Here is a 24,195-nt window from a genome sequence, read left to right on the forward strand (position 1 = left end):
AAATCAGGAAGTTGTAACTTCTCTAAATAAGGTTTCTAAATTCTTGTTATGTGTATTCAAACCAAGAATTTTTAAACCGTTTTCTTGGGAAAAATCAAATACTGTTGATCGCATATCTTCATCACTTTCAAAAGTAATATACCAAGTATTGTCGTAATTGTTTTTATATGAAACTACGTTTGGCAGCCTATTTATAAACTGCTCCTCAATTTTATAATCAAAAGTAACTTCTATTATTTGTTGATTATTCTCTTTAAGTTCTGTTAGTTTCTTATCAACTAAAACTTCCCCTTTTTTTATGATGATAACACGATCACAAACAGCTTCTACCTCTTGCATAATATGTGTAGAAAAAAGTACTGTTTTATCTTTCCCTAATTCTTTTATTAATTCTCTAATTTCTACTAATTGATTAGGATCTAAACCTGTTGTAGGTTCATCTAAAATTAACACTGATGGATTGTGTAAAATTGCAGCTGCTAAACCAACTCTTTGTTGATATCCTTTAGATAATTGATTGATTTTTTTGTGAGCTTCAATTGTTAAGCCTACTTTTTCAATGCAATTTTCAATTTGACTTTTATCAACTTTAAAAATGGATCCTTGAAATTGTAAATACTCACGCACATACATATCTTTGTACAAAGGATTATGTTCCGGTAAATATCCTATCGTTTGTTGTGCTTCTAAAGGGTTTTGTATCACATCAATTTCGTCAACAAAAACTGCACCAGAACTTGGCTTTATAAATCCTGTTAAGATTTTCATCATTGTTGATTTCCCTGCTCCATTTGGACCTAAAAAACCAATAATTTCTCCTTTATCCGCAGAAAAAGAAACCTCATTTAATGCTTTTTGCTGATTATATAATTTAGAAACAGAGGTTACTTTTATCGACATTTTATCAACTTTAGTTTTAAAATAGTTCTCAATAGATTTTTATATAAAAAATTATTCGAACAGACTTTTTATAAAACGAAATTACTACTTTATTATTTTACAGAAGTGTTAGTTTGTAAACGAATTTTTCTAACATTTTTCATTCTTTTCCATGCTATTTTATGTCGTTTTTTATAAAACCATAAACATCCTAAATCTAATCCAAAATAAAAAAAACTAATTCCACTTGGTGGGTTTGCACTTGGTAAAAAAGGTATTTTATTCCATGCAGTTTTTGGCCACCACCAACAATCATAACTTGTACCAATAATTTCTAAATATGCAACAGCTAAAAACATTGTTAAATAAAACATTCTCTCTCTTGGCTTTTTTCTTAAAATTAATAAGGTTAACAAGGCTAAAACAAAACCAAAAACATCATTTTTAAAGATTAAAAAGTAAGTTGAATAAAGGATAATTATGGTAGTAAAAATAGTTACTAAAAGTTTTGTATTACTTTTTGCATAAGCCGTTTTTGTAAAGTATAAAACACCTGCATATACCAAAGCATGTCCCATAGGTATGTAATGTGGAATATTTTCTAACCTATAGGTATACATTCCCATTCCTAAAGAAAAAGCATATTCTCCTGCAATTGCAATAATTACAGCATACATCATTTGTTCTCTTATTCTTTTATTTACTTTATAAAGAGTTATACTAAAAATTATTACCATGATTATGTTTGCTAACCACTGTAAATCTTTATAATTCTCTACTACATAAACACTATCTAGAAAAAGACCTAAGAATATGTATAAAAACAATATTCCTAAGGTTTTTAAGAATGCTGGCAAAAAAGTTTTTGTAGTTGATAAACTCATTTTGTAAAAATAAACAAAATAAAAAATGGCTCAATAAATTGAGCCATTTTTTTTAAATTTTTAAAAACTGATATTATAGTTGATATCTTACTCTTAAACTTACAAATCTTGGTAAAATAAAAGTTTCATTTATAGAGAATAGAACATTACTCGTATTCACTGAAGCTCTAGAACCTGTGGCTAAAAGATTACTACCCACTAACTCATATTCCCATTTTGCATCTTTATCTTTTCTGTAAGATAAAGTGGCATCCCAAATTTTAAAAGAATTTGCAACTACTCCGTCTTGTTTTACTTCATTATAAGAAAAATCTGAACGAACTGTTAACGAATTCCATACATAAGCGTCAAAACTTATAGATGGTGCCTGTGTAACTCCTTTAATATCTGAAGCTCTTGCACTGTTGCTTTGATCTGTTAAACCTAACCTATATTTTAAAGTAACATTGGGTGCTTTTGTAAAGTTAGTACCTAAACTCGCTGAATAATTTTGTGAATTAAGTGTATTTGTATTTTCTATTGTATTTAAAAATTGATAGGTTTTGCTATAATTATAACTAGCACCTAAAGAAGCTTTAAACTTCTTAATTGTTTTACCAAGTCTTGCATTTGCACTAAAACTCTCATTATCAAAAGGTGAATTTAATGACGTACTACTAGATACTACAGAACCAGGTTCAAAATTTACATTTTTGTTAATTTGATCTATCGTTTTTCTATAATTTACTCTTGCAAATACATTTGTGTAATTAAACATGTTAAAACTAAAGTAATTTAAATTCAAATTATGAATATGCGCATTCATTAACTCACTATTTCCATAGTAAAATGAATCGTAACTATTAGCAACTATTCCTCTTGCAAGTTGATTAACATCTGTAAAATTTACCTCTTGTTTATATGAAAAACGCAAGCTTTCACTCTTTTTAAACTGAGCTATCACAGCAAGTTCTGGAAAGAATTTTTCAAATTTATCTTCAAATAATTCAGTTTCATATTGCGTATTTTTAACAGCATAAGAATGCAGGGTAAAACCAGGTGTAAAAGTAAAAATACCCGATTTTAAACGATATCTTAATCCTGTATAAATATCTGAAAATGTATATTCTGTATCATTCGTTGTTTGTGGGTCTGTATTTCCAGGAATTGTAGGTGTAGGATTTAAAGTATTTTCGTTATCTAAAATCTGAAAAAACTTAGAATCAAAATTCTGCTTACTTTGTATCGTTCCCAAAACCAGATTTAAATTACTCTTATCATTTAAAATATTATAGTAATCTAACTTAACATCTAATTGATTTGATTTTACACGTCTATCTTGTTCTAAGTTATAATATTCTAAACTTCTATCTAGACCTAATGTTTTTGCTGCATTATCAAAACCATCATTATCTGTATCATCATTATTAGTTGGATCATTTTCTAGTGAAGCTACATAAAAAGGATCTTCATCTTGCAACAAATGTTTCGCTTCTAAAGCAAAAATATTCTTTTCATTTGCTGTATAAAAATAACTTAATTTTTGATTGATTTTATATGGTGTTGCTCTTTCACTCTCACTAATATCACTTAAAACTCGTGAGTTTACATCATCTGTTCTATATTCATTTGAGAAACGGCCAATAATATCATAATCTAATTGATTGTTTGCGTCCTTTTTATAGTTAGTGGTAAACTTAAATAAACCTGTATTACTGGTTTGATCTGTGATACTTTGTGTAAAATCATCAGGAATTGTAGGATCTACATAATCGCTAGTTACATTGTTTTGTTGTCCATTACTATTACTAGAAAAAATTAAAAAACCACTTAAATCTAATTTAGGATTTGGAGAATAACTAAAATTTAAAGCTGTTAATTTTGTTTCAATTCTATTTGCATTTCTTGCATTTGCATTTAAAAAACCAATACCAGCACTTCCTAAACTAATATTTGTTCCGTTAGAAGGGCTTTGACTTCTAAAACCTCCACTAAAATTTCTAATATCACTTCTATTTAAAACAACTTCACCCATATTATTAATATCTCCAATAACGTTAATTGTGTATTTTGGAGAATAATAAAATAATTTTGGTTGTAAAAGATACAAACTTTCGTCTGGGGAATTACCAGAACCAGCAGTGATATCACCAAACCAAAAATTCTTTTTTCCTTCTTTAAGTTTTATATTTATAGCAACTCTATCTTCATTATTTTGCACACTTTTAAGTTGACTTACATCTCCGAAATTTTTTAAAATTTCAATTTTATCTACTGCATTAGATGGTATGTTTTTGGTTGCTAATTTAGTATCTCCGTCAAAGAAGTCTTTACCATCAACCATTATCTTTTCTACAGTTTTACCTTCAACTTCAATTTCTCCTGCATCATTAATTTCTACACCAGGTAATTTTTCTAATACATCTTCTAACTTTCTTTCAGAACCATTTTTAAAAGAATCTGCATTGTAAACAATGGTATCTCCCTTTATGGTAACTGGCATTTTAGAAACAATGTTTATTTCATCTAAGGCATTATCATTAGCTAAAACAACATTTTTAATTATATCTTCTGATTTTGTTTCTACAATAAAATCTGCAGATTTCATACCAACATAACTAATTTTAATATTAAAAACAGCGTTTTTATCTAAGTCTAATTTATACCTTCCTTTTGCATCTGTAAAACCATAAGAAGCCATTTTTTTTGTTGTTTTATTAATTGCTAAAACATTAGCCATTTCTAAAACTTCTCCTATACTATCTTTAACTGCACCAGTAAGTTTCACTTGGGCATTAGAAATCATTGTAACCATAAAAATGGTTAAGAGTAGTATTTTTTTCATAAGTGTAAATATTTTTTTTTAGGGATTAATGACGTCCTCCTCCATTACCTCTACCTCTTCTGTTTCTAAACATCTCTCTCATTTCTTCCATCTTCTTTTTAACAGTAATTGTATATTCTTCTCTATTAATTTTCTTTCCTTTTGTTGGCGCTTTTATTGCTTCTTTTTCTGAAGGATTAATAACAATCTCTGTACATAAAATTGTAGTTCTACCAGAATTGATTTCTAAAATTAACCCAGGTAATCCCCAATATTCTCCTGGCCCATTACTAACTGGTATTTGTGGTGTATACCAAGCAGTAACAACTATTTGTTTTGGCATTTCAATTTCTTCAGAAACTTTAATTACTTTAGAAGAATCTTTTTTAACTCCATCTTTTTTATCATCATCTCTTCTTCTTCTCATATTAGCAAAATCTAAAGGATCTACTTCTTTAACCAGAGTAGCTTTAAAACAAGTATAGTTACCAATTTGTTTGGTTTCACTACCTAGTTCCCATTCTGGGGTTTTCATTTCATCAGAAACTAAAAATTTTTTTCCAAAAAACTCAGTAGATTCAAGAGCAACTTTATCTTTTGTGTTTTTATATTTAATACCACTTCCTCCCATCATTCCCATAAACCTAGAACCTCCTCCTGCAGTTGGTGCTGCTAATTTGGCATCTTCCTTATAAATAGATGATATTTTATCGAATGTTAAAATGAATGTTTTTTCTAACATCGATTTCATTCTTTCTGCAATTTGTTTTTTTCTTGCTTCGGTCATTTGGGGACCTCCAGGTCTACCAAAGTTATTCATGTCCATTGTTGTTTTAGACATGTAAGTTGCTTTTCCTTGAAAATCTTTTTGCGAAAAAACAGTAATAGTTACTAATATTAAAATGAAAGTAAATAGTGGTTTCATATGTTTTAAGTTTAATTTTTTGAGTAAAAATAAATCTAATTATATTAGATAAGACTTAAAAAAAACCTAAAAGTTTAATCAACTTTATAAAAAAAAGTATAATAATTAACCACCCATCTTAATGTTTATACCATTGCCTAAATCAACTCCTTTTCTACTTTTAAACTTCTCCAACATTTCTTCAGTTTTTTCTTTTTGAATTTTAGTAAACTTTTTTTGCGAAACAACTTTTCCTTTTTTAGGTTCTTGAATAATAATTTTTTCTGAAGGATTTAAAATGATTTCAGTACAAACAATAATTTTTTTTCCATCATTAATTTCTAATATTAATCCTGGCAAACCTTGATATTTTTTTGGTCCATTACTTATTGGAACTTGGGTGGTGTACCATGCAGTTGTTGTAATAATTTCTTTCTTTTTTTCTTCAACACTTTTTCCATTCTTTATAGCATGTTGAATACTTTCTACTTCTTTAGAAAACGTAGCTTTGTAACAAGTATAATTTCCAATATTTTTAGTTTCTGATGATAACTCCCATTTATGTTCTAGTAATTTATCTTTTACTAAAAAACGTTTTCCTTGAATTTCTGTTTGATTTGCAAACCTATTTTCTTTAATATTTTTATAATAAATATCTCCGTCTCCAGAACCTCCAAAAGACATTACCATAACTCTACCGCCACCAAGTTGAGGTTTTGGAGCATCTAATTTTACATCTTCCTTGTAAATTGATGTATACTTATCAAACTCAAGAATAAAAGTTTTCTGATTCATTTTTTGAAGTCGTTTCTGCAATTCTTCTTGCATTTTATCAGTCATCCCTTTATCATTATCTCCAAATTTAAGAGTTGATTTACTACTCGTTTTATAAATTGCTTTTCCTGTAAAATTTTGCACATTTGTTGAAAAAACAAATAAAAATACTAGTGTTGAAATAATTGTTTTCATAATTTTCTGTGTTTGTTTTTTTAGATAAGACAAATATGCAACCTATATTTACTTTACAACGTTAACTAACGTTAACGAGTGTTAACAAGGTATTTAAAATAAAAAAAGAAACTACCTTTGGTATATGAATACACAAAAATACAGATGGATTCTCTATTTAATTGTAACTACAATTATTACTACAATTACAGTACAAGCCTATTGGAATTATAAAAATTATAAAGAAAATAAACAAAGAGTTACTAATGAAATTCAATTGAGTTTAGATAATGCTGTAGAAGAGTATTATTCTTCTTTAGCTAAAAGTGATTTTCTTACCATCGTAGAAACTAGTGGTAATAATCATAATAAATCATTTGAAAATAGTGAAATAAGTAATATTCTAAACAAAATAAAAAAGAACGAATCTAGAAATGAAAAACCTAGAATTACTATTAACAATTTAAAATTTACAACCGACGAAAATTTATCTAAAGAAAAAACAGATTCTATGATGAATTCAGCAAAAAAAATTGTCACAGAAATTAATTCAGGTTTTGATTCACAAAAAAGTAAAAGTACAGATACTATAAAAGTGTTCACACAATTTACAGATAAAAAAAATGGTTACACTTTACACAAAAAAGGAAGAAAAACTGCCGTAAAATATTTTAAAGGTAAAAAAGCAGCAGATAGTTTAAAATTTATAACAAGTCTAAAACCTATTTTTATTTCTTTTTTAGACCAATCTGTAGAGTATAAAAAAATTGATTCGCTTATAGAAAATCAATTAATTCAAAAAGGAATACATATAAAAACAAACTTTCAACATTTAAAAAACGACACTTTATTTCATCAATCAAAAGATTCTTTTTTAGGTAGTAAAACATACTCTTTAAGTTCTAAATCTACTTTCTTAAAAGAAAACGAAACCTTTCAATTACTTTACGGCAATACTAATTCTGAAGCTTTAAAAAGAAGTTTTTTTGGTATTTCCCTATCGTTGTTACTTTCTTTGGCAGTAATATCTAGTCTGTTTTATTTATTAAAAACAATCAATCAACAAAAAGATTTAGCTGCTATAAAAAACGATCTTATTAGCAATATAACTCACGAATTTAAAACACCAATTGCCACAATATCTACAGCTATAGAAGCTATAGAAAACTTTAATGTTTTAGAAGATAAAGAAAAAACTAATAAATATCTTTCTATGTCTTCTATTCAATTAAAAAAACTGAATCAAATGGTAGAGAAACTATTAGAAACTGCCACTTTAGATAGTGAGCAGTTACTATTAAAAAAAGAAACTACAAATATTGTTGAAATTATAGAAAGACTGGTTAACAAACACAAATTATTAGCTAATAATAAAGAGCTATTATTTTCTACAAATACAAAACCAATTTATGCTAAATTAGATGTTTTTCATTTCGAAAATGTGATTTCTAACTTAATTGATAACGCTATTAAATATGGTGGAAATAATATAGAAATTAATATTAATTCTATTTTAAAATCGATTGAAATTACAATTGCTGATGATGGAAATGGAATTGAGAAACAACAACAAGAAAAAGTTTTTGATAAATTTTACAGAGTTCCAAAAGGTAATACTCATGATGTAAAAGGTTTTGGAATTGGCTTATATTATTCTAAAAAAATTATTGAAAAACATAAAGGATCTGTAGCTCTTTCATCAGAAAAAAACAAAACCATTTTTAAAATAACCATCCCTAATGACTAAGGTAAAAATTTTACTTGCAGAAGACGAAGCTAGTTTAGGGATGATCGTTAAAGAGAGTTTAGAAACAAGAGGTTTTATTGTTTTTCATGCCATAAATGGTGAAGAAGCACTTGATCTATACCAAAAAGTAAATCCTGTTATTTTAGTTTTAGATGTAATGATGCCTTTAAAAGATGGATTTACTTTGGCAAAAGAAATAAGATTAGAAAATAAAAATATTCCTATTATTTTTCTAACAGCAAAGTCGCAAACAAGTGATGTTTTAGAAGGTTTTAATCATGGAGGAAATGATTATCTTAAAAAACCTTTTTCTATGGAAGAATTAATTGTTAGAATCAATTCTTTATTAAATAGAATTGAATTAGCAAGTAATTTAGAAGAAATAATAATTGGCGATTACTTATTTAACTACACTAAACAAACACTTATCTACTTAAAAGAAACAGTACAATTAACGCACAGAGAAGCTCAACTTTTATTTCATTTACAACAAAAGAAAAACGAAGTTTTAGACAGAACTTTTATTCTAAATAAGCTTTGGGGAAATGATGATTTTTTTAACGCAAGAAGTATGGATGTTTTTATAAGTAAACTTAGAAAAAAATTAAAAAGCGATTCAAATATTCAAATTATAAATGTGAGAGGATTTGGATATAAATTAATCTGTTAAGCCTTTTCTATTTATTATTTTTACTATTTTAGCATCCCTTATAATCTTTTTACAATTAAAAAATATGCACGTTGCAATTGCAGGAAATATTGGTGCTGGTAAAACCACACTAACCAAACTATTAGCCAAACATTATAAATGGAAACCTCATTTTGAATCTGTTGATGAAAATCCATATTTAGACGATTTTTATACAGAAATGGAACGTTGGTCATTTAACCTTCAAGTTTATTTTTTAAATAGTAGATTTCGTCAGATACTTGAATTAAGAGAATCTGGTAAAAATATTATTCAAGACAGAACCATATATGAAGATGCTCATATTTTTGCACCAAACTTACATGCAATGGGTTTAATGACAAATAGAGATTATGGAAATTATAGCTCTTTATTTGAATTAATGGAGAATTTAGTGACTCCTCCAGATTTATTAATTTACTTACGTGCAGATATTTCTACATTAGTGGGGCAAATTCATAAACGTGGTAGAGATTATGAAAACTCTATAAGCATCGATTATTTAAGTAGATTAAATGAACGTTATGAAGCTTGGATAACTACATATACAAAAGGAAAACTGCTAATAATTGATGTTGACAATTTAGATTTTGTAGACAACCAAGAAGATTTAGGATATATTATAGACAGAATAGACGCTCAAATAAATGGGTTGTTTTAAAATACAAAAAAAATAAAAAGCAAAAGAGACTGTTTTCACAGTCTCTTTTTTTTGTGATATATCACAATGATAGATTGTCCCCCAACACTCTATCAAATCTTAAATACTATTTATCTTTTTTTTGAAATTTCTTCACTGATATAAAAATCAGAAAGCGTACCAGGATATTGTATTAGAAATAAATCTGCAATATCAAAAGTACGTCTTATCATATTAATGTCATCAAGAATTTTATTCTTAAGAACTTTGGGCACCTCATGATTAGTGAGGATTTTTTTAAAAGAGTTTTTCATAATTATTACAGCTCATCATAAATTTTTACAACTTTTGCTTTTGCTCTTTTAACTCTCATTTTAACGGCACTTTCACCAACTTGTAATGCTTCCATAATTTCCTTAATACTCATATCATCTTGATATTTCATTAATAAAATCATTTTTTCTGCTGGTTCAATTAAAGTTAAAACCTTTGCTAATTTATCCGATTTTAATTCAAATAAAGTAACATCGTCAATTTCATCAAAAACATTCTCATCTTTTATTTGATCTGTAACAACAGTAATTTTTTCTTTTTTCTTGTAGGCGTTTCTTTGAACATAGTTTACACAAAAATTATATGTAAAAGAATACAACCATGTAGAAAACTTAGAATTACCTTTAAAGGTTCTTAGCTTCACAAATAGCCTAATAAAAACATCATGTGTTAAATCTTCTGCTTCTTCTCTACTTTTAGAAAAACCATAACATTTATTAAAAACTACTTTAGAAAATCTGTCATACAATTCAGCAAATAATGCAGCATTATTTGTTTCTACAATTTTAAAGACTAAATCTTCGTCCGTTACGTTTTTTAATACAAGTGTTTTCAATTCGGTTATTTTTATGACACAAAGAAATAGAATAAGTCACATTCAAAATAAATAAAAAGATTAACTGTCATATTAAGTCGGTGAATGGTAAAAAATCATCTTTTAAAAAAAATGTGAAACTTTTTGTAACATTTATTTAAACTCTTACGTATAATAAAATGTGACATCATATTAATCCTTAAATCTACCTAGATAATTAAATGAGACAACTTAAAATTACCAAGCAGGTTACTAATAGAGAAACTGCATCGTTAGACAAATATTTACAAGAAATTGGAAAAGTAGACTTAATTACTGCTGATGAAGAAGTAGAATTGGCACAGCTTATTAAAGCTGGAGATCAAAGAGCATTAGAAAAATTAACGAAAGCAAATTTAAGATTTGTTGTATCTGTAGCGAAACAATATCAAAATCAAGGATTAACTTTACCAGATTTAATAAACGAAGGAAACTTAGGTTTAATTAAAGCAGCAAAACGTTTTGATGAAACTCGTGGTTTTAAATTTATATCATACGCAGTTTGGTGGATTCGTCAATCTATCTTACAAGCTTTAGCAGAACAATCTAGAATTGTACGTTTACCGTTAAATAAAATTGGTTCTATCAATAAAATTAACAAAATGTACGCTTTCTTAGAACAAGAAAACGAAAGACCTCCTTCTGCAGAAGAAATTGCTAAGAAATTAGACATGACTGTTAATGACGTAAAAGAATCTATGAAAAATTCTGGACGTCATGTATCTATGGATGCTCCGTTAATTGAAGGTGAAGATTCTAACTTATATGACGTTTTAAACTCTGGAGAATCTCCAAATCCTGATAGAAAATTATTACACGAATCTCTAAGAATAGAAATTAATAGAGCTTTAGAAACATTAACTCCAAGAGAGGCAGATGTTGTAAAATTATACTTCGGTTTAGGTGAACACCAACCAATGACTTTAGAAGAAATTGGTGAAACTTTCGATTTAACTCGTGAGCGTGTTCGTCAAATTAAAGAAAAAGCAATTAGAAGATTAAAACATACTTCTAGATCTAAAATTTTAATGACATATCTTGGATAATCATTAATCTTAATAAAACTTAAAACTCTCGAATTCATTTTCGAGAGTTTTTTTTTGAAGCTATTTCCTGCTTTCACTACTCGCTTTTTTTACTTTTGTTCTCGATACAAATTTTTCATTCTTCAAAATTCACTCGAACAGACAGTAAAAAAGAGCTCAAACAAACCGTTTCAAATGCGGAGCATTCAACGACTCAAAAAAATATTAGAGCGGAGTTAATCAGGGCTAAACCTATTTATAAACTTTTCTACTTAATCAAACAAAACCTATGTTTTCTATGTTTCTATGTGGTCAGGTTTTTTAAAATCAAGTATCTTTGCAAAAACAACAACATTACAACAACAACATTACAACAACAAACTAATGAGTAATTTAATTGCACCTTCAATTTTAGCAGCAGATTTTGCTAACTTACAAAGAGACATCGAAATGGTAAACAATAGTGAAGCAGATTGGTTTCATATTGATATTATGGATGGTGTTTTTGTACCAAACATTTCTTTTGGAATGCCCGTTTTAAAAGCAATTGCAAAACACGCTACAAAAACAATAGATGTACATTTAATGATTATAAATCCTGACCAATACATTCAAACATTTGCAGATTTAGGTACAAATATTTTAACGGTACATTATGAAGCTTGTACACATTTACACAGAACAATACAAGCAATAAAGGCAGCAGGAATGAAAGCTGGAGTTGCTCTAAATCCTCACACACCAATTGCAGTTTTAGAAGATGTAATTGAAGAGTTAGACTTAGTTTGTATTATGAGTGTAAATCCAGGTTTTGGCGGACAATCATTTATAGAAAACACATATAAAAAAGTAAGTCAATTAAAACATTTAATAGATTTCACAGCATCTGATTGTCAAATAGAAATTGATGGTGGAGTTACCAACCAAAATGCAAATAAATTAATAGAAGCTGGAGCAAATGTTTTGGTTGCTGGTAGTTATGTTTTTGGATCAGAAAATCCTACAGAAACAATTGCAGATTTAAAAAATATTATTGCATAATTGCTATACACAGTAATAGACATAGAAACAACAGGAAATGGATATAAAGGTTCTAAAATAACCGAAATATCCATTTTTGTTTTTGATGGAAAAACTGTAGTTGATGAATTTACTTCTTTGGTAAATCCAGAGCAAAATATTCCTCCATTTATTACCAATCTAACAGGTATTACAAATGCCATGGTAAGAAATGCACCTAAGTTTTATGAAATTGCAAAAAAGGTTCAAGAAATCACAAAAGACACCATTTTTGTAGCACATAATGTCAACTTCGATTATAATATTATTCACGAAGAATTTAAAAACTTAGGTTTCGATTTTAAACGAAAAAAACTCTGCACAGTTCGTTTATCAAGAAAGATAATTCCTGGTTTAAATTCTTATAGTTTAGGTAATATTTGTACTGTAGAAAAGATTCCTATTAATGGAAGACACAGAGCAAAAGGAGATGCAGAAGCAACCACAGAATTATTTAGAAGATTAATAGAAAGAGACAATAATTTTACAATCAACTCTTTTTTAAATCCAAAATCTAGACAAGCAACTTTACCACCACTTTTAGACAAAAAAGTAGTAGACAATTTACCAGAAACTTTTGGTGTTTATTACTTTAAAAATTTAGCAAAAGAAGTAATTTATGTTGGTAAAGCTAATAATATAAAGCAGCGTGTTATCAGTCATTTTTATGATAAAAAGAAAAAAGAGCAAACTATGTGTTTAGAAACTGCCGATATTTCTTACACAAAAACAGGTAGCGAATTGTTAGCGCTTTTACATGAATCTGCAGAAATAAAACATCTCTATCCAAAATTTAACAGAGCTCAAAGAAGAGCTGGAGAAGCTGTTGGTTTATTTTCTTACGAAGATCAAAAAGGAATTATTCATCTGGCTCACAATCGATTAAAATTAATTCCAAATCCATTAATAAAATTCTATTCTGTTTCAGAAGCAAGAAACTATATAGAAGCACTTTGTAAAGAATTCGAACTTTGTCCTAAATATTGTCATTTACAAACAAATGTTTCTAGTTGTTTTCATTATCAATTAAAAGAATGTAAAGGTATTTGTTGTGATAAAGAATCTGTAAAAGATTATAATATTAGAGTTTACAAAGCAATAAAATCTATTGGTATTGGAGCAGAAAATTTAATAATTAAAGAAACGGGAAGAACAGAAAACGAAGTTGGTTTTGCTTTAATTTTAGACGGAATTTATCAAGGTTTTGGTTATATTGATGTTCATCAATCTAAAGAATTAGACAATCCAGAAGATTATCAGTTTTTTGTAGAACCTAAGAAAGACAATAGAGATATTCAACGAATAATCGCGGCTTATTTAAAGACAAAAAGTAACCTATAAATTAAAATTTATAATTTAATCCAATTTGAAAAACTCGATTAAACCTATTGTGTTTATACTCTCCTTTATTATACTCTCTATTTAAAATATCTATTAAACCAAATAAGTATTTAGCTTCAATACTAATTTTCTTATACAACCTATATTCTACTGAAGCCAATGCTCCAAAATCAAAATTACTATAATTGTTTTCATCTTCATAGAAATAATCATCTACAAAAACTAAATACCCCAAATAACCTCCAAGTCCAACAAATAAATTATCAAATAATACTGCTTTAATCCTAATTGGTAAATTAATCTGGTTTATTTCATCGAAGTTCTTTTCATTGTTAAAATCCTCTACAAAGTTTCCTTGTTGAGAATATTGTAACTGTATATTTAATGAAAATTTATCGGATTTTGCAATTTTAACAGGAAATTCAATTCCTCCACCTAAAAAAAAAGAAGTTCGATTATCTCGATTCCATTTTGATATATCACCTTTATGATTAATTGATAATTCTAGATTTGAAACACTTAAACCTCCGACTATTTCATAAGAAATAGACTGACTAAATGAGTTTAAAAAAAAAGATAATAAAAATATAGGTAGTAAAACTTTTTTTATATTTTTCATAAGCAACCAAATATATTAAAAATAGTTTCTAAAAAAAATATTTGAAGATAAAACTTAAATGAAAAAAGAGGCCTTATAAAAGCCTCTTTTCTTACTAACTAACCAATATAAAAACCACTATAATTTCGCTACCAAATATTTTACTAAATCCCTTGTAGTAACTATTCCTACTAACTCAGAATCTTCAACTACTGGTAAAGCGTGAAATCCTTTTTTTGTAAGCAATTCTGCCGCATCTTTAATAGATGTATAAGGAGGAATTGCTATTATTTCTTTTGCCATAACTTGCTCTATAGAAAATGCATTGTATACAATACTATCTACATGAGTTTCATCTTCACTTACATCAGAAAAACTAACTCTTTGCATGTCTGTGTTACTCAACATACCTATAATTTCTTTTCCTTTAACTATAGGAATGTGTTTAATCTTGTATTCTGCAAATAATTTTTCTGCTGTAACTAAATCATCATTAACACATAATGTAACTAAATCAGTTGCCATTATTGCTGATACAGGTTCATCTCTTCTCATAATGTATGGCTTTAAAACTTATGTCAAATTTCGATATAAAAACGGCTTTAAAAGATGATTTTTATCAGTTTTGGTTAAAAAATATTTTTACCTATTTGCGCTACACTTCTACCCCCTTAAAAATAAAGATGTTATCCCTTGTAATCTATTTTAACCATACAAAAAAGTATTTCATCTACACTTTTAAGTGAATCCACTTTTTAAAAAAATTCCTTTAAGTAAAAATAATAAATTTGAACTAAACCCCTCATATACAACAATATAAACAAACTTAATCATAGTGATTTATTTTCTTAAAACAACAAAAATGAAGACCCCTTACAAATTTATTATTAATTTTGTCCTAAAAATAATATTAGGACTTGTATTTCTTATTAATAGTAATTCCCTTGCTCAAACAATTTTCTTAGAAGATTTTGGACAAACTACCACTAGACAAACATCTGCTTATATGCCAACTGGTTCTTTTACATTTGCAGACCCAAATGGAACATCTAATGAAAAGCAAATAGAAAATAATCATTATGCTGTAATAGACCCTACACATATTCAAGATGCATATCCAAGTGATGGATATTGGTTCTGGTCTGGAAACATACCTCCTGGTGTTAGCTCTGGTGTAAATAGTCCAGACACTGATGATCATACAACTGGTGATATTAATGGTGCTGTAATGGCAATAAATGCTGGAACAACATTAGACTATTTATACGTAAGGTCTGTAAGCCTTAATGCAGGAGATTGTTATAGAATTTCATATTGGATATACCTTGTAAATAATGATGCACAAATTGAAGTAGATCTAAGAGATACTTCTAATCAATCTGTTTTAAATAATGATAACGATTACCAAACAAACCTTATAACAATCATCGATAATTGGGCGCAATATTCAATAGACTTTAAAGTTCCTAATACATGTACAAATACAGATTTTGAGGTAACATTAAGAAACGATTATCCATTAAACTCTGGTAACGATTATTATGTAGATGATATATTTATGGAAAAACTAAGTACATGTACTGCTACAGAAGTTGCTAATTGTCCTTTAGGCGTATCTCAAACAGATAAAGATGGAGATTCTATACCTGATATGGATGATATAGATGATGACAATGACGGAATTTTAGATACCTTAGAAAGTAATGGAAACAACCCTGATGGAGATGAAGATGGAGATGGAATTCCTAATTTCAAAGATAATACCGATGGAACACTTGGTAATGGTAGTCCTGGAACCGATTACACAGACACAAATAATGATGGTATTCCAGATGTATATGACTTTGATGATGATGGTATCTCAAACCATTTAGATTTAGATGCTGATAATGATGGAATTTATGATATTTTAGAAGCAGGAGGAACAGATTCAAATAATAATGGAGTTGCAGATGATTTAAGTGATTTAGACAGTGATGGTTTAGTAGATATTTATGATGATACTTGTCAATCTCCAGCTATTCCTGCGTCCAATTATTATGCGACAGACGTTACAGCTTCACAACATTTTAATAATACTAATAATGCATTAGGAGCTCCAAGCAATACTTTTTCTTCAGGACCCACTGGTTGGCCTGGATCAAACCCTTTTTATGTTGTATTAGACTTTACAGAAACTTTAACTGTAGGAACAGAACTAACAATCCATCTAGGAACAAATACAGGAACGGCAAGTGTTAGAGTAAGGCAAACAGATGCTTCGGGGACTGGAGACACTAATTATGTAGCATATAATGTTACAGGTACAGATCCAACAACATTTACTTATACGATAACCTATTCAAATACAGATTATATTAAAATACAAACTTATGATTACAATGTGCGTGTTTATGGGGTAGAATATGGCACAGCAGCTTCTGGAGGTGAAGATTGTGCAGGATCTGCTCTTTCACCAATAGAAACAACTTTAGGAACAGCAGATTTTTTAAATCTAGATTCTGATGGAGATGGTTGTTTTGATGTTTTAGAAGCTGGATTTACAGATGCAAACATTGATGGTGAAATAGATGGAACAAGCTATTCCACTAAAGGTATTGTTATTGGTAGCGATGGATACACAGGTACAACATCAGCTGTAACAGATAACTCTAATTCTGCTGCTTGTCAATCACTAATAGATAGTGATAATGACGGAAGTACTGATTTAGATGATTTAGATGATGACAATGATGGGATTTTAGATACAATAGAAAATAATCAATGTGGTATTGGAGGTAATATTGTTACTACAATATTTACCGAAGATTTTGGGACACAAAATACATCAAACGGAACTAAAAGTAATACTTCAGAATATACCAATTATAATTATTATGAAGCAGAAGTAGGTACAGTACCTACAGATTGGATGGATGGTAGTTCTGCTCCACAATCTCTACAAGATGGTAGATATACAATATTTAATGATATACAATATACAGCAAGTTGGGCTGCTACTGATTGGCAAACAATTGGAGATCATACTACCGGAAGTGCAACTCCATCTTCTGGTAGAATGGCAATCTTCAATGCAAACGAAAATATTGCCGGTTTAGAATTTTACAGAAGAACTTTAAAAAACATAGTTGCAGGTGCACCAATTAACGCTTCATATTGGGCTATGAATATTTATACAACTCCAGGAGGTTCAAGTGTTATCAAACCCAATATTACAGTTCAGTTCATTCAAAGAGGAAACGAAGTATATTCTTTCAATTCAGGTGATATTGATCCTGTAGCTGCTGGAAGTACTGCTGCTTGGTCTCAATTTTCAAATCAAACAGTTTTTATACCAACTTCAAATGACCCAATAGAAATAATATTTATTAATAATACTATTGGAGGTGGTGGAAATGATTTAGCCATCGATGATATTTTGATAACTCAAAGCTTCTGTGATGAAGATGGGGATGGAATACCAAGTTATTTAGATTTAGACTCAGACAATGATGGTATACCAGATGTTATTGAAGCTGGTGGTACAGATGTTAATAGAGATGGTTTAGCTGATGATGATGACAATAACGTAAATAACTTTGCAACTAATGGAATTCCTACAACTGCAGGAACTGGTCTAACAGCGACAAATACAGATGGAGATAGTTTACCAGATTACCTAGATATCGATGCAGATAATGATGGTATACCAGATAATATAGAAGCACAATCATCTAATAGATACATAGCTCCAAGTAGTGTTGGTGCAACTATTATTGACACGAATAATAATGGAGTTGATGATAACTACGAAACTGGATCAATAGTAGGATTAAACCCTATAAATACAGATAGCAGCAATGATACTATACCAGATTATTTAGATTCTGATTCAGACAACGATGGTATAAATGATGTTTTAGAAAACGGAGATACAGATAATATAGCTTCTGGTTTAGATACTGATGGTGATGGTCTAGATAATGCTTTTGATGACAATGATGATTCTAGTATTACTGGTTCTACCATTAATGATGGTTTAGGTATAGGAAATAAAGTAACTGATTCTTCTTCTTTAGAATCAGCTTTCGGAGATGAAGATAGTGATTTTAACCCAGGAACTGGAGATTTAGATTATAGAGATTCCTTTAACCCACAAGGAACTCCAATGATTACGCAAGTATATCAATTCGGAACAGAAAAATGGATAGAAATTACAAATATTAGTACTACTAATTCTATTGAAGCAAATCTAATTAAAATTCAATTATACTTAAATAAAACTGGAGACCAAACTGGTGTAACACCAGATGTAACTTATACCGTTACTTCTGCACTAATTCCTGGTCAATCTATTATTATTGGTAATTCTGCAAATTCAATTATCAATACTAATGCTGGTGCAATAACTGTAACCAACGATGCTTTAACAAATATTGATGGTGCTAATGATTTAATCACATTATCAACTACAAATGATACAACCTCTTTTGCTAACAGATATGATGTTATTGAATCATCTTCTAATAAAACATCTTTTGTTAGAATAGATGAAACTCTAACTCCAAACTCAACTTATACGGTTAGCGAATGGGCGGTGTTTATTGATGATGCTTTAGATCCGTATCTTTTATTAGGTGCTGGTGGTGCAGAAAGACATCCTCATGATCCGTTAATCTCAGAAATTGAAAATGCGAATGCTCAAGCGAATATTCAATTAGGTTTGCATAGAATTGATATTACTAATAGAGTGGCTGCTTCTGGTGGTAGTTGGGATAATGGATACCCAGATAGATCTCGTTATGTTATTATTGATGAAGATTACAATCATACAACTGATAGATTAAGTGCTAGAAAACTAACAGTTAACACTTCTAAAAAGTTGTCTATTACAGATAATCTATTAGCTGTAACTAATGATATTCTTTTAAATGGTGAAGTTCGACTAATTGGTTCTTCCCAATTAATACAAACACATACTGCTGCTAGTTTAGTTACTGGAACAGGTATATTATTAGTGGATCAAAATTCTACGGTACCTAGTAAATATAGATATAACTATATGGGATCTCCTGTTAAAAATAGTACAGGAGCAGCCAATTATACTGTGGCAAGTATTTTTAAAGACGGTACAAACCCAACAAATCATACAGGTATTATTAATACAAACATTGCCAAAGATATTACTTGGATTGGTGGCTATGATGGAGACACAACAGATCCTATTTCTCTTGCTGAACATTGGATTTACACTTATGCTGCTAATGGAGGTTCTAGAGCTAGTTGGACTCAAAAGTTTAGTGCTGGTAATATTCCAAATACTGATGGTTTTATTTTTAAAGGTCCTGGAAGAGCTCAAAATTACACCTTCTCAGGTATTCCTAAAGACGGGCTAATCACAACTTCTATTGGGGCTAATGAATCTTATCTAGTTGGTAATCCTTTTGCTTCAGCAATTAGTGTAAAAGAATTTATTGAAAATAACAATGCTTCTATTTCTGGAACGCTTTATTTCTGGGAACATGCAAGTGAGCAAACTACTCAAGAAGGATCTAGTGTAGGGCATAATTTTGCAGGTTATATTGGTGGATATGCTACAAGAACTATTGCAATGGGGGTTAATGCTAAAACTGCTGCAAATACAGGTACTGTAAATACAACTTTAGAAGCTGAAAATGCGAATACGATTAATGGAACTTCAGAACAAATAGTAGACAATAGTGTAACAATAGATGTGGTCCGTTTTAACGCAACAAATAATTTTATCGAATTTGAAAATATTGTTAAAGGTGTAGATACTTTAAAAATTAGATACAAAGCAGATCTTGATAAAAACATTATTCTTAAAACACAAGGTGACGTTTTAAAAACAATTAACATTACTTTACCTCAAACTAGTGGTGAGTTCAGTATTTTTGAAATTAAACATTGTGCAGAACCTTCAGACAACATCACAATAACCTCTAATGATACTAATCTTTTATATATAGACCACTTAAATTTATATGATGGTGATGGTCTTATATCTTGTGTACCAAATGTTGGTGGTGATCAAATAACATACACAGAACCAGAACCTTATATTGCAATTGGTCAAGGATTCTTTGTACAGGGAGATAATGTAGATGGTGGTCAAATTATATTTAACAACAGTCAAAGAGAATTTAAAACTGAAGGAACGGGTTCTTCTGTATTCTTAAAATCTAATGCTAAAAAAACTACAGATAATAACTCTATTTTAACCCTACCTGTTATTAAATTAGGGATGAACTTTAATAGTACAGATGACAATAAAAAGTATCATCGTCAAATTGGAATCTCTTTTAGCAATTATACTTCTTTTAGTTACGACAAAGGGTATGATGCTGAAATTTATGATGTTGGAAATACAGATGTTTATTGGAAATTCCCTGACGATGAAAGAAAATTTATAATTGCTGGGGTACAAAATATTACAGATGATTTAGAAGTTCCTCTAGAAATAACAATGGGGTATTCTGGTGAAATTGTTTTAAAAGTTGATGAAATGAAAAACATTAGCAATAATATATATATTACAGATAAATTAACAGGCAACTCTTATGATATATTAAACAATAAAGCTATGTTAAATTTAGAGCAAGGTCTCTATACTGATCGTTTTGTATTGGCATTTGCTCTTACTAATGCTTTAAATATAAATGATGAGATAATTAAACAATATGCCACTGTTTATGTTGATCATAATAATGCACATTTAGTCATTACTAAAAACCAAAACATCAACATAAAACAAGTTTCTTTGTATAATATATTAGGTAAAAAAGTAGGCTTTTGGAACATTAAAGAACAAAATCAAAAAACAAAATTATCTTTCAATAAAAGATTAGCTACAGGTCTTTACATCACCAAAATAAATACTGATAAAGGTCAATTCTCTCAAAAAATTATTATTGAGTAACTATAAAAAGGTAAATCATATAAAACACTTAAAAGTGTCTTTTAATCTGATTTACCTTTTAATATTGTGACTCCAGCAGGATTCAAACCTGCAACCCTCAGAGCCGAAATCTGATATTCTATTCAGTTGAACTATGGAGCCTTTATATATAATATTTACATTAAATTCTTTTTCACCAAACTAGATATCAACTTACCTTCAGCTTGTCCTGCTAATTCTTTAGAAACAATTCCCATCACTTTTCCCATATCTTTCATTCCTGATGCTCCTAATTTTTGAATAGTAGCAACAACAACTTCTTCTACCTTTTCTTCAGATAATGCTTCTGGTAAAAATTGTTCTAGAATAGCAATTTCAGCCAATTCTGGGTCTGCTAAATCTTGTCTACCTTGTTTTATAAAAATAGCTGCACTATCTTTTCTTTGTTTAACTTGTTTCTGAATAATTTTGGTTTCCTTTTCTTCAGTTAATTCAGCCTGAACACCTGTTTCTGTTTTCGCCAATAAAAATGCAGATTTTACAGCTCTTAAAGCTTGTAAAGCAACAGTATCTTTTGCTTTCATTGCTTCCTTCATTTTATCCATTACTTGTTTTTGCAAACTCATATTTTATCTATTTTAAATTAATTATTTTTTTGCCTTTTTTAAGTACAAAACATTTTTATTATAATCTATAAATGCTTTTCCTTTTTGTAAAATATCAGCTCCAATAATACCATGAACCTCCTTTGCATTGTGTTGTGTTAAAGCAGTATTTACATGTGATAAATTAAACAATACTAAATGACACTTATTTGTTTTCCAACTGCCAATTTTTAATGAATTATTATCAGATTGAAGAGTTTCCATGTCTGTAGCTCCAGCACCTGCAGCTTTGGTTTCACTTTCTTGAGCATCCAATTTAAAATGTTCAATTAAATCTAAACCTACACAAGAATTTGAAGCTCCAGTATCTAAAATAAAACGTCCTTTTACACCATTTATAGTTGCTTTCAACTCTAAATGATTTGTGGCCATCTTTTTAAGTTTTATTTTGATGTATTTTTTCTTTTTAAAAAATTTTTCTAATCGTTTCATGCAATAAATCTATCTGAGATTCAAAAATACAATTTATAAAATTCAGAAAATACTAACGCTCTAAAATTTCTTGAAGCTTTTCTTTATAAATAGCAAATTCTCTAAGGTTATGATGGGTTCCTCCATCAATTTCAATATGTTGGTTTTTGGTTGAAGTGTTTAACTTTAATAATTTTTTTGACCCTATAAACGAAGTTGTTTTATCTTCACTTCCATGAAAAACAGTAATTGGAGCAGTAACTTTTGGAATATCATTATTGGTTTTAAATTGATATTTAAGTAAAAAAGTTGGAGCAATTCTAGAATAACATTGAAAGGCTTTTTTTAAGTTATAAAAAGGAGCTTCTAAAATAAGTTCCTTTGGTTTATTTTTAGATGCAATTTTTGTGGCAAAAGTAGCGCCTAATGAAAAACCATACACAACAATGTTTTCTTCTTTAAAATCCTTCTTTAAACTATTATATGTCGATAAAGCATCATTATACATTTTTTCTTCATTAAAATCCCCAGTACTTTTTCCATAATTTCGATAATCAAAAACTAAGACTTCATAATTATATTCTAAAAAGTAATCAACTCTATTTCCCCATCTTGTTAAATTCCCTTTGTTTCCATGGCAAAACAAAATAACTCCTTTTGGGTTTGGTAATTTAAAATGGAGTGCATTTATTTCATTATCTCCATCAGTTTTTATAAAAATTTCTTTGAATTTATTTGAAAAACTGTATTGATAACTTCTATCTAATTTTTTCCAATTGATAAAAATAAATTTATCTTGAAAGAAGTAGAAAAAAACCAATCCTATTATCAATAAAAAACTAATGGAAGTTATAATTCTCTTTATCACTTTTTCTTGCTCTTTTTAGTTCTAATAAAATCAATACTGGTTTTTTCTCTGTCTATTTCCAATTCTTCTTTGGGTGTTAAAATCTCATGTAGTACTTTATGATAACTCTCAAAATTATGTAAATCTTTATGCCCACCACCAATTATTGGAAACAATTTAGTTTGATTTGGCTTCATCTTAGAAAGCCGAATACTTGAAGCAAATTTAATTACTTTATCATTAGTACCATGAATAATTTTGATTGGACATTTTACATATTTAATCCATTTATAAGTTGGCATAGAATAGCGCATTACTAATCCTAGAGGAACAAAAGGTAAATATCTTTTTACGTTTTTTTTCATACTAAAATAAGGACAAGCCAACACCAACATTTTTGGGTTGTTCATAGATGCTACTTTGGTTGCCAAACCTGTACCTAAAGAGCGTCCATAAATTATTATATTCTCTTCTTTTACTACTTCTTTTAATTTATTATAAACATACAAAGCATCATGCTTCATACTTTCTTGACTCATTTTACCTGTGCTTTTTCCAAAACCCCGATAATCTATCATTATTACATCGTAATTATGCAGTGTAAAATCTACAGCAAATTTACCCCAACCTTTTATGCTTTTAGAGTTTCCTTTTAAATAATACACTAATCCTTTAGAATTTTCTGCTTTAAAATGCAATCCATTTATAGTAACTCCATCTTTTATTTTAAGATTGTATTCTTTTACTTTTTGATTTTCATATTGAAACTGAAAGTTTTTATGTAATTTTTCTGGATGAAATAAAAATCGTTCTTGAAAGAAATAAAGAACGATACTAACTACAACAACAATACTTGCAAAAATTAGAAGGTAGGTTGTCCAGTTCATTACTATTATTTAGTTCTACTAAACTACTGAATTTTAAGGAATAAAAAAACCGACACAATTGTGT

The 24,195-nt window shown here is 28.8% G+C and carries 19 protein-coding genes and 1 tRNA gene; 7 read left to right on the forward strand and 13 right to left on the reverse strand.

Annotated features, from left to right (window positions below):
• Positions 1 to 3: 3 nt before the first annotated feature.
• From gldA to PHEL85_RS15105, 5 genes are all read right to left on the reverse strand, one after another.
• A complete protein-coding gene (gene gldA / locus PHEL85_RS15085) occupies positions 4 to 900 on the reverse strand; it encodes a gliding motility-associated ABC transporter ATP-binding subunit GldA (RefSeq protein ID WP_036827085.1) in 897 nt (298 codons plus the stop codon).
• 92 nt (positions 901 to 992) lie between these two features.
• Positions 993 to 1,763: a hypothetical protein gene (locus PHEL85_RS15090; protein WP_036827087.1), complete on the reverse strand. Its 771-nt coding sequence runs from the start codon at positions 1,761 to 1,763 to the stop codon at positions 993 to 995.
• A gap of 73 nt (positions 1,764 to 1,836) precedes the next feature.
• Positions 1,837 to 4,587 carry a TonB-dependent receptor gene (locus PHEL85_RS15095; RefSeq protein ID WP_036827089.1) on the reverse strand — a complete coding sequence of 917 codons (2,751 nt, stop codon included), beginning with the start codon at positions 4,585 to 4,587 and terminating at the stop codon, positions 1,837 to 1,839.
• A 25-nt stretch (positions 4,588 to 4,612) separates the two neighbouring features.
• Positions 4,613 to 5,491, reverse strand: a complete 879-nt coding sequence (locus tag PHEL85_RS15100; RefSeq protein WP_036827091.1) for a GLPGLI family protein — start codon at positions 5,489 to 5,491, stop codon at positions 4,613 to 4,615.
• Between the two features lie 105 nt (positions 5,492 to 5,596).
• On the reverse strand, positions 5,597 to 6,439 hold the full coding sequence (locus tag PHEL85_RS15105) for a GLPGLI family protein (protein WP_036827094.1): 843 nt from the start codon (positions 6,437 to 6,439) through the stop codon (positions 5,597 to 5,599).
• 124 nt (positions 6,440 to 6,563) lie between these two features.
• Here PHEL85_RS15105 and PHEL85_RS15110 point away from each other — a divergent pair, with 124 nt between their 5' ends.
• From PHEL85_RS15110 to PHEL85_RS15120, 3 genes are all read left to right on the forward strand, one after another.
• On the forward strand, positions 6,564 to 8,165 hold the full coding sequence (locus tag PHEL85_RS15110) for a sensor histidine kinase (protein WP_036827097.1): 1,602 nt from the start codon (positions 6,564 to 6,566) through the stop codon (positions 8,163 to 8,165).
• Complete coding sequence (locus PHEL85_RS15115; RefSeq protein WP_036827099.1) at positions 8,158 to 8,835, forward strand: response regulator transcription factor; 678 nt, start codon at positions 8,158 to 8,160, stop codon at positions 8,833 to 8,835. Before PHEL85_RS15110 ends, PHEL85_RS15115 begins: the two co-directional genes overlap by 8 nt.
• 64 nt (positions 8,836 to 8,899) lie before the next feature.
• Positions 8,900 to 9,514: a deoxynucleoside kinase gene (locus tag PHEL85_RS15120; RefSeq protein ID WP_036827102.1), complete on the forward strand. Its 615-nt coding sequence runs from the start codon at positions 8,900 to 8,902 to the stop codon at positions 9,512 to 9,514.
• A 298-nt stretch (positions 9,515 to 9,812) separates the two neighbouring features.
• Here the strand turns inward: PHEL85_RS15120 and PHEL85_RS15130 are convergent, their stop codons facing one another.
• Entirely contained in the window at positions 9,813 to 10,382 is a 570-nt protein-coding gene (locus PHEL85_RS15130; RefSeq protein WP_036827107.1) for an RNA polymerase sigma factor, read from the reverse strand.
• Positions 10,383 to 10,582: 200 nt separating this feature from the next.
• Between PHEL85_RS15130 and PHEL85_RS15135 the strand changes: the two genes are divergently transcribed.
• The 3 genes from PHEL85_RS15135 (at position 10,583) to PHEL85_RS15145 (ending at position 13,825) form a co-directional block, all read left to right on the forward strand.
• On the forward strand, positions 10,583 to 11,446 hold the full coding sequence (locus PHEL85_RS15135) for an RNA polymerase sigma factor RpoD/SigA (RefSeq protein WP_036827110.1): 864 nt from the start codon (positions 10,583 to 10,585) through the stop codon (positions 11,444 to 11,446).
• A 363-nt stretch (positions 11,447 to 11,809) separates the two neighbouring features.
• Positions 11,810 to 12,466, forward strand: coding sequence for a ribulose-phosphate 3-epimerase (gene rpe / locus PHEL85_RS15140; RefSeq protein ID WP_036827937.1), 657 nt, complete (start codon positions 11,810 to 11,812; stop codon positions 12,464 to 12,466).
• Positions 12,467 to 13,825 carry an exonuclease domain-containing protein gene (locus PHEL85_RS15145; protein WP_036827113.1) on the forward strand — a complete coding sequence of 453 codons (1,359 nt, stop codon included), beginning with the start codon at positions 12,467 to 12,469 and terminating at the stop codon, positions 13,823 to 13,825.
• Position 13,826: 1 nt separating this feature from the next.
• On the opposite strand, the gene PHEL85_RS17460 is transcribed toward PHEL85_RS15145, so the two are convergent.
• Positions 13,827 to 14,444, reverse strand: a complete 618-nt coding sequence (locus PHEL85_RS17460; RefSeq protein WP_052108607.1) for an outer membrane beta-barrel protein — start codon at positions 14,442 to 14,444, stop codon at positions 13,827 to 13,829.
• 117 nt (positions 14,445 to 14,561) lie between these two features.
• The gene (locus PHEL85_RS15155) at positions 14,562 to 14,978 is read right to left on the reverse strand and encodes a CBS domain-containing protein (protein WP_036827115.1); all 417 of its coding nucleotides are present in this window, start codon (positions 14,976 to 14,978) and stop codon (positions 14,562 to 14,564) included.
• A gap of 307 nt (positions 14,979 to 15,285) precedes the next feature.
• Between PHEL85_RS15155 and PHEL85_RS15160 the strand changes: the two genes are divergently transcribed.
• Entirely contained in the window at positions 15,286 to 21,342 is a 6,057-nt protein-coding gene (locus PHEL85_RS15160; protein ID WP_036827118.1) for a T9SS type A sorting domain-containing protein, read from the forward strand.
• A 67-nt stretch (positions 21,343 to 21,409) separates the two neighbouring features.
• On the opposite strand, the gene PHEL85_RS15165 is transcribed toward PHEL85_RS15160, so the two are convergent.
• The 5 genes from PHEL85_RS15165 to PHEL85_RS15185 form a co-directional block, all read right to left on the reverse strand.
• A tRNA-Arg gene (locus tag PHEL85_RS15165) sits at positions 21,410 to 21,483 on the reverse strand.
• Positions 21,484 to 21,497: 14 nt separating this feature from the next.
• The gene (locus PHEL85_RS15170; RefSeq protein ID WP_036827121.1) at positions 21,498 to 21,947 is read right to left on the reverse strand and encodes a GatB/YqeY domain-containing protein; all 450 of its coding nucleotides are present in this window, start codon (positions 21,945 to 21,947) and stop codon (positions 21,498 to 21,500) included.
• A 21-nt stretch (positions 21,948 to 21,968) separates the two neighbouring features.
• Positions 21,969 to 22,418, reverse strand: a complete 450-nt coding sequence (locus tag PHEL85_RS15175) for a retropepsin-like aspartic protease (RefSeq protein ID WP_036827124.1) — start codon at positions 22,416 to 22,418, stop codon at positions 21,969 to 21,971.
• A gap of 52 nt (positions 22,419 to 22,470) precedes the next feature.
• Entirely contained in the window at positions 22,471 to 23,265 is a 795-nt protein-coding gene (locus PHEL85_RS15180) for an alpha/beta hydrolase (protein ID WP_235318294.1), read from the reverse strand.
• The gene (locus PHEL85_RS15185; protein ID WP_036827129.1) at positions 23,262 to 24,131 is read right to left on the reverse strand and encodes an alpha/beta hydrolase; all 870 of its coding nucleotides are present in this window, start codon (positions 24,129 to 24,131) and stop codon (positions 23,262 to 23,264) included. Before PHEL85_RS15185 ends, PHEL85_RS15180 begins: the two co-directional genes overlap by 4 nt.
• Between the last annotated feature and the right edge of the window lie 64 nt (positions 24,132 to 24,195).

The sequence above is a fragment of the Polaribacter sp. Hel1_85 genome (genome assembly GCF_000766795.1).
In the GTDB taxonomy this organism is placed as follows: domain Bacteria; phylum Bacteroidota; class Bacteroidia; order Flavobacteriales; family Flavobacteriaceae; genus Polaribacter.